The sequence below is a fragment of the Streptomyces sp. genome (assembly GCF_036566765.1).
In the GTDB taxonomy this organism is placed as follows: domain Bacteria; phylum Actinomycetota; class Actinomycetes; order Streptomycetales; family Streptomycetaceae; genus Streptomyces.
Genome location: NZ_DATCVQ010000182.1, coordinates 1 through 11,857 on the forward strand (window position 1 = coordinate 1; position 11,857 = coordinate 11,857).

The window sequence follows — 11,857 nt, forward strand, 5'->3', positions numbered from 1 at the left end:
AATTTGAGGTTGATTTGAGGATTCGCGCAAGCGCTTGAGCTCGCCATTCGTGTGATGTAGCGTCACGGTCAGGTGATCGTCTCGCCAGTTCTCCGGCGAGAGTTCGCCTGGCTCGAGTAATTCCCCACTGCCATTTCTGTCTGATGCCCGATTCGGTGACATCGGGTGCTCGAATTCATTTCCGCGCGAGCGCCCGGGCGAGTCTTTCGGGAGACCGTCAGGGTCTCCAGGCTGGGTTGGGAACCTCGTCGCGCTTATCCGGGCTTCCTGGCCGGGGCCGCGGGCATAGCCCTGGCCCTGGAGGGACACGCGAACCCCGTGGCGAGCCGGTCCTGGGTCGGGGGCCTCCTCCTCGTCTGACCAGACGCCTCCACCTCGCCTCCTCTCCCCGTCACACCGGTGAAGCACCGGACGTGCATAACGGGGCAGAGGAGGTGATATTGGACCCTAAGTCAGACTTAGGACCTTCAGGAGGCATTCGATGCGTGGAGCCACGACCGCCAAGTGGGCCGCAGTGGCCACGGCCGTCGCCCTGGCCGCGACCGCCTGCGGCGGCGGGGACGACAGCGGCGGCGGAGGTGGTGCCGAAGGGATCGTGAGCTCCTCCTGGGGCGACCCGCAGAACCCGCTGGAACCGGCCAACACCAATGAGGTGCAGGGCGGCAAGGTGCTGTCCATGATCTTCCGCGGGCTCAAGCAGTACGATCCGAAGACCGGCGAGGCGAAGGACATGCTCGCCGAGAAGATCGAGACGACCGACTCGACCAACTTCACCATCACCGTCAAGGACGGCTGGACCTTCTCCAACGGCGAGAAGGTCACCGCGCAGTCCTTCGTGGACGCCTGGAACTACGCCGCCAACCTGAAGAACAACCAGAAGAACGCCCCGTTCTTCGGCCAGATCGAGGGCTACGCCCAGGTGCACCCCGAGACGGGACAGCCCACGGCGCAGACCCTCTCCGGCCTCAAGGTCGTGAACGCCCAGACTTTCACGGTCAAGCTCACCCAGAAGTTCTCCACCTGGCCCGACACCCTCGGCTACTCGGCGTTCTCGCCGCTGCCCCAGGCCTTCTTCGACGACCACGACGCCTGGCTCTCCAAGCCGATCGGCAACGGCCCGTACACCGTCGACTCCTACGCCAAGGGCTCCCAGATGGAGCTCAAGAAGTGGGCCGACTACCCGGGCGCCGACAAGGCGCAGAACGGCGGCATCACCCTCAAGGTGTACACCGACAACAACACGGCCTACACCGACCTGACGGCCGGCAACCTCGACCTCGTCGACGACGTGCCCGCCTCCCAGCTGAAGAACGTCCAGGCCGACCTCGGCGACCGGTACATCAACCAGCCCGCCGGCATCATCCAGACCCTGGCCTTCCCGTTCTACGACCCGGCGTGGAACAAGCCGGGTCAGGAGAAGCTCCGCACGGGCCTGTCCATGGCGATCAACCGGAAGCAGATCACCGAGACGATCTTCCAGAACACCCGTACTCCCGTGACCGACTGGACCTCTCCGGTGCTCGGCGAGGACGGCGGCTACAGCAAGACCCTCTGCGGCAGTGCCTGCGAGTACAACGCCGCCGAGGCGAAGAAGCTGGTCGCCGAGGGCGGCGGCATCCCGGGCGGCACGATGAAGATCTCGTACAACGCCGACACCGGCTCCCACAAGGAGTGGGTGGACGCCGTCTGCAACTCCATCAACCAGGCGCTGGGCGACAACAAGGCCTGCGTCGGCAACCCGATCGGCACCTTCGCCGACTTCCGCAGCCAGATCACCCAGTCGAAGATGACCGGCCCGTTCCGCGCCGGCTGGCAGATGGACTACCCGCTCATCCAGAACTTCCTCCAGCCGCTGTACTACACGGGCGCCTCGTCCAACGACGGCAAGTGGACCAACGCGGACTTCGACAAGCTGGTCAACCAGGCCAACGCGGAGACCGACATCACGAAGGCCGTCGAGCTCTTCCAGCAGGCCGAAGAGGTCCTCCGGGACGACATGGGCGCCATTCCGCTCTGGTACCAGAACGGCAGCGCCGGCTACTCGGAGCGCGTCTCCAACGTCACGCTGAACCCCTTCAGCGTCCCCGTCTACGACCAGATCAAGGTCCAGTGACCATGTGACGCAGGTCGGCTGCGTACGGCTCGGCGACCCTCCCGCGCCGGGCCGTACGGTTTCCCCGCACCCCACCCCCGGAGCCCCTCATGGGTCGTTATGTGATCCGGCGTCTGCTGCAGATGATCCCGGTCTTCTTCGGTGCCACGCTGCTGATCTTCTTGATGGTGAACGTGATGGGCGACCCCATCGCCGGCCTCTGCGGCGACCGGGCCTGCGACCCGGCGACCGCCGCCCAGCTGGAGAAGGAGTTCGGCCTCGACAAGCCGGTGTGGCAGCAATACGTGACCTACATGGGCAACCTCTTCACCGGCGACTTCGGCACCGCCTTCAACGGCCAGCCGGTGACCGAGCTGATGGCCGAGGCGTTCCCGGTCACCATCCGGCTCACCATCGTCGCGATCTTCTTCGAGATCGTCATCGGCATCACCCTCGGCGTCGTCACCGGACTGCACCGCGGCCGCCCTGTCGACACCGGCGTCCTGCTGCTGACCCTGGTCGTGCTCTCCGTCCCGACCTTCGTCACCGGCCTGCTGATCCAGCTGCTCCTCGGCGTCAAATGGGGCTGGATCTCCCCGGCCGTCTCCACCGGCGCCCCCATCGACGAACTGATCGTCCCCGGCCTCGTGCTGGCCTCCGTCTCCCTCGCGTACGTCACCCGGCTCACCCGGACCTCGATCGCGGAGAACAAGCGCGCCGACTACGTCCGCACCGCCACCGCCAAGGGGCTGCCGCGCCGCCGGGTCATCACCCGGCACCTGCTGCGCAACAGCCTCATTCCGGTGGTCACTTTCATCGGCGCCGACATCGGCGCGCTGATGGGCGGGGCGATCGTCACCGAGCGGATCTTCAACATCCACGGGGTCGGCTACCAGCTCTACCAGGGCATCGTCCGGCAGAGCACGCAGACCGTCGTCGGGTTCGTCACCGTGCTGGTGCTGGTCTTCCTGCTGGCCAACCTGATCGTCGACCTCCTGTACGCCGTTCTCGACCCGAGGATCCGCTATGCCTGAGCCTCTTGAGCCGTTCGACGACGGGCGCGCCATCGACCACACGGGGGCGGGCGGCGGGACGGACCTGGCCATGGACGAGGGCGAGTCGCTGGAGAAGACGCCGGGCGGCCCCCTCGGCACCGGCCCCGATCAGAAGCCCCGCTCGCTGTGGTCCGACGCCTGGCGGGACCTGCGCCGCAATCCGGTCTTCATCATCTCCGGGCTGATCATCCTCTTCCTGGTGATCATCTCGATCTGGCCGTCCCTGATCGCCTCCGGCGACCCGCTCGACTGCGACCTCGCCAAGGCCCAGGAGGGCTCCCAGCCCGGCCATCCCTTCGGCTTCAACGGCCAGGGCTGCGACGTGTACACCCGCACCGTCTACGGTGCGCGGACCTCCCTCGCCGTCGGCGTCCTCGCCACTCTCGGCGTGGCGATCCTCGGCGGCGTGCTGGGCGGGCTCGCTGGGTTCTTCGGTGGCTTCGGGGACTCGGTCGTGTCCCGGTTCACCGACGTCTTCTTCGCCATCCCGGTCGTCCTCGGCGGCCTCGTCCTGCTGTCGGTCGTCACCAGCAACACCATCTGGCCGGTGATCGGCTTCATGGTGCTGCTCGGCTGGCCGCAGATCTCCCGGATCGCCCGCGGCTCCGTCATCACCGCCAAACACAACGACTACGTGCAGGCGGCGCGGGCCCTCGGTGCGTCCAACTCGCGGATGCTGCTGCGGCACATCATGCCCAACGCCGTCGCGCCGGTGATCGTCGTCGCGACCATCGCGCTCGGCACGTACATCTCCCTGGAGGCGACCCTGTCGTACCTGGGCGTCGGACTGAAGCCGCCCTCGGTCTCCTGGGGCATCGACATCTCCTCGGCCTCGCAGTACATCCGCAACGCCCCGCACATGCTGCTCTGGCCGGCCGGCGCGCTCGCCATCACCGTGCTCGCGTTCATCATGCTCGGCGACGCGGTGCGCGACGCCCTCGACCCGAAGCTGAGGTAGGCGCCCATGCTGCTCGAAGTCCGCGACCTGCACGTGGAGTTCCACACCCGCGAAGGGGTGGCCAAGGCGGTCAACGGCGTCAACTACTCGGTGGACGCGGGCGAGACGCTCGCGGTCCTCGGCGAGTCCGGTTCCGGCAAGTCCGTCACCGCGCAGGCGATCATGGGCATCCTCGACATCCCGCCCGGGAAGATCTCCGGCGGCGAGATCGTCTTCCAGGGCCAGGACCTCCTGAAGCTCAAGGAGGACGAGCGGCGGAAGATCCGCGGCGCCAAGATGGCGATGATCTTCCAGGACGCGCTGTCCTCACTGAACCCCGTGCTCAGCGTGGGCGACCAGCTGGGCGAGATGTTCCAGGTGCATCAGGGGATGTCGCGGAAGGACTCCCGGGCCAAGGCCATCGAGCTGATGGACCGGGTCCGCATCCCCGCCGCGAAGGAACGCGTCGGGCAGTACCCGCACCAGTTCTCCGGCGGCATGCGGCAGCGCATCATGATCGCGATGGCGCTGGCCCTGGAGCCCGAGCTGATCATCGCGGACGAGCCGACCACGGCTCTCGACGTGACCGTGCAGGCCCAGGTCATGGACCTGCTCGCCGAGCTCCAGAGCGAGCTCAACATGGGCCTGATCCTCATCACCCACGACCTCGGCGTCGTCGCAGACGTCGCCGACAAGATCGCGGTGATGTATGCGGGCCGGATCGTCGAGCACGCCCCCGTGCACGAGATCTACAAGGCCCCCGCCCACCCGTACACCCGCGGCCTGCTGGACTCGATCCCGCGCCTGGACCAGAAGGGCCAGGAGCTGTACGCGATCAAGGGCCTGCCGCCGAACCTGCTCGCGATTCCGCCGGGCTGCGCGTTCAACCCGCGCTGCCCGCTGGCGCAGGACGTGTGCCGGACGGACGTGCCGCCGCTGTACGAGGTGACCGAGTCGCCGGTCCCGCGCAACAGCGCCTGCCACTTCTGGAAGGAGTGCCTCCATGGCTGACGGTCAGGGCGGCGAGGCCATTCTTGAGGTCCGAGGCCTGCACAAGCACTACCCGCTCACCCAGGGCATCTTCTTCAAGAAGCAGGTCGGCGCGGTCAAGGCCGTCGACGGCGTCGACTTCGACCTGCACGCGGGGGAGACCCTGGGCATCGTGGGCGAGTCCGGCTGCGGCAAGTCGACGGTCGCGAAGATGCTGGTGAACCTGGAGCGCCCGACCTCGGGGACGATCTCGTACAAGGGCGAGGACATCACCAAGCTCTCGCCGAAGGCGCTGAAGGCGGTGCGCCGGAACATCCAGATGGTCTTCCAGGACCCGTACACCTCGCTCAACCCGCGCATGACCGTCGGCGACATCATCGGGGAGCCGTACGACATCCACCCCGAGGTCGCCCCGAAGGGCGACCGGCGGCGCAAGGTCCAGGAACTGCTGGACGTGGTGGGCCTCAACCCCGAGTACATCAACCGCTATCCGCACCAGTTCAGCGGCGGCCAGCGGCAGCGGATCGGCATCGCCCGCGGCCTGGCGCTGCGGCCGGAGATCATCGTGGCGGACGAGCCGGTGTCGGCGCTGGACGTCTCCGTCCAGGCGCAGGTGGTGAACCTCCTGGACAACCTCCAGTCCGAGTTCTCGCTGTCGTACGTCTTCATCGCCCACGACCTGTCGATCGTGCGTCACATCTCGGACCGGGTGGGCGTCATGTACCTCGGCCGGATCGTGGAGATCGGCACGGACACGCAGATCTACGACCACCCGACGCACCCCTACACCCAGGCGCTGCTGTCCGCGGTCCCGGTCCCCGACCCGGACGCCCGTGAGCACCGCGAACGCATCATCCTCACCGGCGACGTCCCCTCCCCGGCCAACATCCCCTCCGGCTGCCGCTTCCGCACCCGCTGCTGGAAGGCCCAGGAGCGCTGCACCCTCGAAGTCCCGGAACTGGCGGTCCCCGCCGAATTCCGGCTGCTGGACACCCCCGCCCGGCACGACTCCGCCTGCCACTTCGCCGAGGAGAAGCAGGTGGTCCCCACGGAGGAGGGGCCTGGTGAGCCAGGCCCGCCGGACAAGGAGCCTGATGCGCCAGGCCCGCCGGACGAGCCCGAGTGACTGCCTTCCCGCGGGCGCCTCGGGCACGTTAACGCGAAGGCAACTCCCGCGACCCGGCTCCGATATACGGACCCGGCATGCTGATCACCGTACGGCCGTGCGGGTGCCGTAGGCCGGCCGGGGCGCGCCATGTCGCCCCGGCCGGCCGCTGCTTTTCGAGGCCCGGTCGAGGCTGCCTGAGGCCGGCCCGGGGCCCGGGGCATATGTCATGTGGAAGGTCTTGCCCCGGCCGACGACTCGCATGAGGATCGGGCCGTGACTGTGACCCGCGGAGCACGTCTCACGGGGGCGGGCTTATGCGCCGTCCTCGCCCTGCTCACGGTCGGCTGGATCCTGCGGGACCTCGCCGTGCTCGGCTCGGGCCCGCGGCTCTGGGGGTTCTGGGCCGGGGAGTCACCCTGGCCGGCCGACGGAGGCCGGCCCGCCACCTCCCCGCTCGACCCCCTGCTCCTGCTCGTCTACGCGGCGGCCGCCCGCCGGCCCACGGCGTTCGCCGCCACCGGCGCCGTCACCCTCGCCGTACGCCTGCCCGGCCTCTGGGTGCTCGGCTCCGCCGACGAGTTACCCGCGGCCGCACCCGGTGCCACGCTCGCCGCCCTCGGCACCACCCTGGTCGCCCTCGTCGCCGGCGCCCTGCTCCTCGTCACCGCCGCCGTCGCCCGCCGTCCCGCCGGGACCGGCCGCCCCCGCCGCGGCCCCGCCGTCGCCGCCGCCCTCCTGCTCCTCGCCGCCGCCGGAACGTGGACCGCCTGGGAGGTCCACTGGGCCGCCGAACTCCCCCTCCGGGCCACCGTCGACCGCTTCACCGGCGGCCGCTCGGTCCTCATGCCGATGCTGGCCACCCCGCCCGGCTGGCTGAACGCCGTCGTCGTCCTCACCTGCCTGGCCGCCGCCGGCGCCGCTCTCGTCCGGGCCGGCCACGCCCGCCCGCTCGGCATGATCGCCGGCGTGCTGCTGATCGGCGGCGGTACGGGCCTCGCCCTGGCGCTGCGCTACGACGTCCTGGCCGACCCCGAGCGCATCGCCGCGCTCGCCCCGCGCGACCAACTCCACCTCGCCACCTGGGCGTTCACCCTGCTGACCGGCGCGGCCGTGCTCGTTCTGCTGGGTGCGGCCCGCACCGCCCCGCACCCGGTCGCACCGCCCCGCCCGGCCATCGGACCACCGGCCCCACCGCACCCCCGCCCGCCCGGCTGGTGACGGTCGGAGGACGGCTTCGGCTCACAGGGATCGCTTCAGGAAGTCCACCTGGAGCAGCAGCAGGTTCTCCGCGATCTGCTCCTGCGGCGTCATGTGCGTCACGCCCGTCAGCGGCAGCACCTCATGGGGCCGCCCCGCGGCCAGGAGCGCCGAGGACAGCTTCAGCGAGTGGGCCACGACCACATTGTCGTCCGCCATCCCATGGATGATCATCATCGGCCGCGCGGGGCTTTCCGCGCCGACCAGCCCCTCGTCCCAGACGAGCGAGTTCGCCTCGTACACCTCCGGGCGATCCTGCGGCGTCCCGCCCAGGTACCGCTCCGTGTAGTGGGTGTCGTACAGCCGCAGATCGCTCAGCGGCGCTCCCACCACCGCCGCGTGGAACACGTCCGGCCGCCGCAGCACCGCCATCGCCGCCAGGTAGCCGCCGTACGACCAGCCCCGGATGCCCACCCGCCCCAGATCCAGCGGGAAGTCGCCCGCGAGGCCCTGCAGCGCCTCGATCTGGTCGTCGAGCGTGGGCGTCAGATCGCCCGCGATCGCCTTCTCCCACGCGGGCGACCGGCCCGGGGCGCCCCGCCCGTCCGCCACGATCACCGCGAACCCCTGGTCCGCGAACCACTGGGACGTCACATGCGGATTGTGCGCGGCCAGCACCCGCTGTCCGTGGGGGCCGCCGTACGGATCCATGAGTACGGGGAGTAGTCCGTCACCTTCCTCGTAGCCGGTGGGGAGCAGGACGGCGCACGGAATCCGCCGTGCGCCCCCCTCGACCAACCGCACGCGGGCGGAGAGCACGGGCGTCTCCGCGTACGAGGCCACCACCGCCACCTGACGCCCGTCCCGCAGCACCCGCGCCACGCTGCCCGGCGCGTCCACCCGGGCCGAGGACAGCACGGTCACGCCGCCTCCTCGCACGGCCGAGTGAATCCCGGGCCCCTCGGACACGCGCTCCACGCCCAGTTCGTTCACCCGGTACACATGGATCTCCCCGATCTCCGGGTCCTTCGCCTCCGCCCCCGCCGCGGCCGCCACCAGCACGTCGTTCGCGTCGACGTCCAGTACCGAGCGCAGTTGCAGCGCTCCGCCGGTCAGCGCCCGGTCCCCGACCGCCAGGACCCGCGCGCCTCCCTCGTCCGCGATCCGCACCAAGCGCCCCAGGCCGTCCCACGCCGGCGTCCCCGGATGCAGGTCCAGCCACACGGGGTCCTCGTCCACGTGCACGGTCCGTGTCGCCCCGGTCGCCGGATCCACCGCCAGGTACGCCTGCGTGCGCTGGTCACGGGCCTGGACCAGGAGCAGCGGCGGGCCGTCCGACGACCAGTGCACCCGCGCCAGGTACGGGTACCGGCGCCGGTCCCAGGCCACCTCCTGTCGGTCCCCGTCGAGGCCCAGCAGGAACAGCCGCACCTCCGCGTTCTCCGTGCCCGCCGCCGGATACGCCACCTGCTCGGGCGCCTGCTCCGGCCGCGCCGGATCCGAGATCCACCACCGCTCCACCCGTGCGTCGTCGACCCGCGCCACCAGCAGCCGGTCCGACTCCGGCGACCACCAGAACCCGCGCGAGCGGCCCATCTCCTCGGCCGCCGCGAACTCGGCGAGGCCGTACGTCGTGTGCGCCTCCTCCGGCTCCGCGAGCGCCCTGTCCACGTCGCCCTCCGCGCCGACGACCCGCAGCGCCCCCCGCGTCACGTACGCGACGTGCCGCCCGTCCGGCGACGGCCGCGGGTCGATCACCGGCCCCGGCACCGGCAGTTCGCGCGCCGTGCCGGCCCGCAGCTCCGCCGTGAACAGCCGCCCCGACAGGGTGAACGCCGCCAACTCCACGGCCCCGTCCACCGCGTAGGACACGATCCCCGCCGAGCCCTCCCGGCTCCGCTCCCGCCGTGCCCGCTCCTGCGCCGACAGCCGCTCCGCCGCTCCGCCGAGCAGTTCCTCGGGATCGGCTGCCACCCGCTCGCGCACGGCCGCCCCGGACGCCAGGTCCAACGCCCAGAGCAGATGCGCACGGTTCCGCCCGGACGGCGACCTCAGGAACACCACCCGCTCGCCGTCGGGCGAGACCGTGAACCCGCGCGGTGCGCCCAGCGTGAAGCGTTGCGTGGTGGCGTACTGACGCGGAAACGACAGAGGGACGGAAGGCTCGATCGTGGTCATGCGCCGAACCTAGCGGTGCGTGCGCCCCCCTGTGCCTCCGTACACCGAAGGATGCGTGGCCACACATAGTTATGATCCGTAGCGCTAGGTGGGTATGAACCCCCTGGCACATGCTCACTGCGTGATCCGAACGAATATCCGTCCGATACGTATGGAGGTGAACCGCCGTGGCACTCTCGATTTCGGCGGTGGTGCTGCTGGCGATCGTCGTCTTCCTGCTGATCAAGAAATCGGGTCTCAAGGGGGGACACGCGGCGGTCTGCATGCTGCTCGGCTTCTACCTGGCGAGCTCCACGATCGCCCCGACGATCAGCACCTTCACCACCAACGTGGCCAGCATGATCGGCGGCATCAAGTTCTAGCGGGCCCGTGCTGCCGGCGGGCCGGTGCACGGGGGGACTCTCGTAGGGTGGGGTCATGACGGATCTACCGGGCCGTCGTCTGCTCCTGGTGCACGCGCACCCCGACGACGAGTCGATCAACAACGGCGCCACCATGGCCAGGTACGCGGCGGAGGGCGCCGGGGTGACCCTGGTGACCTGCACCCTCGGCGAGGAGGGCGAGGTCATCCCGCCCGAGCTCGCGCACCTGGCGCCCGACAGGGAGGACCGGCTCGGCGACCACCGCGTCGGCGAACTCGCCGCCGCGATGAAGGAGCTGGGCGTCACCGACCACCGCTTCCTCGGCGGCCCCGGCCGGTTCCGCGACTCCGGGATGATGGGCGTCGAGCAGAACCGCCGCGAGGGCGCGTTCTGGAACACCCCGGTCGACGACGCCGCCGCGTACCTGGTCGAGGTGATCCGTTCCGTACGGCCGCAGGTGCTCGTCACGTACGACCCCGACGGCGGCTACGGCCACCCCGACCACATCCAGGCCCACCGCGTCGCCATGCGCGCCGCCGAGCTGGCCGCCGACCCCGGCTACCGCGCCGACCTCGGCCCGGCCCACGAGATCGCCAAGATCTACTGGAACCGGGTGCCGCGCACGGTCGCCGAGGCGGCCTTCGCCCGGCTCCGCGCAGCGGACGCCGGATTCCCCGGGATCGCCGCGGTCGACGACGTGCCGGGTGTGGTGGACGACGCGCAGATCACCACGGAGATCGACGGCGCGCGGCATGCGGAGCGGAAGGCGGCCGCGATGCGCGCGCACGCCACCCAGATCGCCGTCGAGGGACCGTTCTTCGCGCTCTCGAACGACCTCGCGCAGCCCCTCTTCACCACGGAGTACTACGAGTTGGTGCGGGGCACGCCCGGCGCACCGGCGGGCGTGCGCGAGGACGACCTGTTCGCGGGGGTGGAGGCGTGAGCGGCCACCCGCTCGCCATGGCCGGGCGGATCGCCGCGTACGTCGGGCTCGTCGTCCTCGGCTTCGTCGTCGGGACGGCCGGAGCGCTGGTCCAAGCGGCCTGGCTCCCGGCCGGGTTGCTCTTGGCGCTGCTCGCGACCGCCGCGCTGTTCTACGGCGGTCTGCGCGCCACCGGCAGCCAGCTCGGCATCGCCGCGTCCGCTGCGGGCTGGCTGGTTTCGATCGTTCTGCTCGCCTTCGGACAGGCGGAAGGGGACGGGGTGTTCGCCGGCGGACTGGGCGAGACGGTGTACCTGCTGGGCGGAATGGCCCTCGCTGTGATCTGCGCCACGATGTCAAGGCTTCCGCGGCCGACGTCCTGAACTCGCCGACTTCACGCACGACCTGCCCGGACTTCGGCCGGATTGCCCGTTCCCATCTCCCCGGCCGTCGGGTACGCGACGGCCGCGGCCAGTATGGTGGTGCGCGCCGCCGAGCCGCCCGGGCACAGGAAGCACCAGCAAGATCGGGCGGCGGAGCCAACCGGGAGAGCCTGCTTTGAGTCGTGAAACTGGTCGTGAGACCGACAGTTCGTCCTCCGGCGCCGCTCAGGGGCGTGGGGGAGCCGCGTACCCCTCGGGCACGCCGCCGTACGGATCCCGCCAGTATCCGTCGCTCCATCCCACGCAGGACGCTCCGGACGAGTCCGCTGCCTCCACCGGCGCCCCCCGGCCGCAGCCGGACGAGCCCAAGACCGAGACCACGCTGACGACCCGGATCCGGATCAACATCCCGGGTTCGCGCCCCATCCCGCCCGTGGTCGTGCGCAAGCCGGTCGCCGAGGCGCAGCAGCCGCCGGAGGCCGCGAAGCCGGCCAAGGCCCCTGAGCCGGAGCCGGCCGAGCCGCAGGCCCCGCAGGAGGAGCCTGCGAGGCCGACGAGCAGCTGGTTCGCACCGCGCAAGGGAGCGGCTCCGGCCGCGCCGGCGGGTGGCGGTCCGGCGGCGGGCGGCCCCGG

Annotated in this window: 10 protein-coding genes and 1 pseudogene; 10 read left to right on the forward strand and 1 reads right to left on the reverse strand. The window is 70.6% G+C overall.

Annotated elements, in window-relative coordinates:
* Positions 1-481 precede the first annotated feature (481 nt).
* The 6 genes from VIU94_RS10095 to VIU94_RS10120 all read left to right on the forward strand — a co-directional run bounded on the left by VIU94_RS10095 (position 482) and on the right by VIU94_RS10120 (position 7,400).
* On the forward strand, positions 482-2,113 hold the full coding sequence (locus tag VIU94_RS10095) for a peptide ABC transporter substrate-binding protein (RefSeq protein ID WP_331909829.1): 1,632 nt from the start codon (positions 482-484) through the stop codon (positions 2,111-2,113).
* Between the two features lie 89 nt (positions 2,114-2,202).
* Entirely contained in the window at positions 2,203-3,126 is a 924-nt protein-coding gene (locus tag VIU94_RS10100) for an ABC transporter permease (RefSeq protein ID WP_331909831.1), read from the forward strand.
* The gene (locus tag VIU94_RS10105) at positions 3,119-4,105 is read left to right on the forward strand and encodes an ABC transporter permease (RefSeq protein ID WP_331909833.1); all 987 of its coding nucleotides are present in this window, start codon (positions 3,119-3,121) and stop codon (positions 4,103-4,105) included. The genes VIU94_RS10100 and VIU94_RS10105 overlap by 8 nt, the downstream gene beginning before the upstream one ends.
* A gap of 6 nt (positions 4,106-4,111) precedes the next feature.
* Positions 4,112-5,095 (forward strand): ABC transporter ATP-binding protein, encoded by a 984-nt coding sequence (locus VIU94_RS10110; RefSeq protein WP_331909835.1) that lies wholly within the window; start codon positions 4,112-4,114, stop codon positions 5,093-5,095.
* Complete coding sequence (locus VIU94_RS10115) at positions 5,088-6,200, forward strand: ABC transporter ATP-binding protein (RefSeq protein ID WP_331909837.1); 1,113 nt, start codon at positions 5,088-5,090, stop codon at positions 6,198-6,200. Before VIU94_RS10110 ends, VIU94_RS10115 begins: the two co-directional genes overlap by 8 nt.
* Positions 6,201-6,455: 255 nt before the next feature.
* Entirely contained in the window at positions 6,456-7,400 is a 945-nt protein-coding gene (locus tag VIU94_RS10120; RefSeq protein WP_331909839.1) for a hypothetical protein, read from the forward strand.
* 21 nt (positions 7,401-7,421) lie between these two features.
* Here the strand turns inward: VIU94_RS10120 and VIU94_RS10125 are convergent, their stop codons facing one another.
* Positions 7,422-9,557 carry a S9 family peptidase gene (locus VIU94_RS10125; protein WP_331909841.1) on the reverse strand — a complete coding sequence of 712 codons (2,136 nt, stop codon included), beginning with the start codon at positions 9,555-9,557 and terminating at the stop codon, positions 7,422-7,424.
* 167 nt (positions 9,558-9,724) lie between these two features.
* On the opposite strand from VIU94_RS10125, the gene VIU94_RS10130 reads away from it, so the two are divergent.
* The 4 genes and pseudogenes from VIU94_RS10130 to VIU94_RS10145 all read left to right on the forward strand — a co-directional run.
* Complete coding sequence (locus tag VIU94_RS10130; protein ID WP_331909843.1) at positions 9,725-9,919, forward strand: hypothetical protein; 195 nt, start codon at positions 9,725-9,727, stop codon at positions 9,917-9,919.
* Between the two features lie 55 nt (positions 9,920-9,974).
* Positions 9,975-10,862, forward strand: a complete 888-nt coding sequence (gene mshB, locus VIU94_RS10135; RefSeq protein ID WP_331909845.1) for an N-acetyl-1-D-myo-inositol-2-amino-2-deoxy-alpha-D-glucopyranoside deacetylase — start codon at positions 9,975-9,977, stop codon at positions 10,860-10,862.
* Between the two features lie 17 nt (positions 10,863-10,879).
* Complete coding sequence (locus VIU94_RS10140) at positions 10,880-11,224, forward strand: DUF6113 family protein (RefSeq protein ID WP_331909847.1); 345 nt, start codon at positions 10,880-10,882, stop codon at positions 11,222-11,224.
* A gap of 175 nt (positions 11,225-11,399) precedes the next feature.
* Positions 11,400-11,857: pseudogene (locus tag VIU94_RS10145) on the forward strand (hypothetical protein); the annotation flags it as partial.

Bases quoted from the DNA above. Each gene is read 5' to 3' on its own strand.
- VIU94_RS10095 (WP_331909829.1), top strand. From the start codon at position 482: ATGCGTGGAGCCACGACCGCCAAGTGGGCCGCAGTGGCCACGGCCGTC.
- VIU94_RS10100 (WP_331909831.1), top strand. From the start codon at position 2,203: ATGGGTCGTTATGTGATCCGGCGTCTGCTGCAGATGATCCCGGTCTTC.
- VIU94_RS10105 (WP_331909833.1), top strand. From the start codon at position 3,119: ATGCCTGAGCCTCTTGAGCCGTTCGACGACGGGCGCGCCATCGACCAC.
- VIU94_RS10110 (WP_331909835.1), top strand. From the start codon at position 4,112: ATGCTGCTCGAAGTCCGCGACCTGCACGTGGAGTTCCACACCCGCGAA.
- VIU94_RS10115 (WP_331909837.1), top strand. From the start codon at position 5,088: ATGGCTGACGGTCAGGGCGGCGAGGCCATTCTTGAGGTCCGAGGCCTG.
- VIU94_RS10125 (WP_331909841.1), bottom strand. From the start codon at position 9,557: ATGACCACGATCGAGCCTTCCGTCCCTCTGTCGTTTCCGCGTCAGTAC.
- mshB (WP_331909845.1), top strand. From the start codon at position 9,975: ATGACGGATCTACCGGGCCGTCGTCTGCTCCTGGTGCACGCGCACCCC.
- VIU94_RS10140 (WP_331909847.1), top strand. From the start codon at position 10,880: ATGGCCGGGCGGATCGCCGCGTACGTCGGGCTCGTCGTCCTCGGCTTC.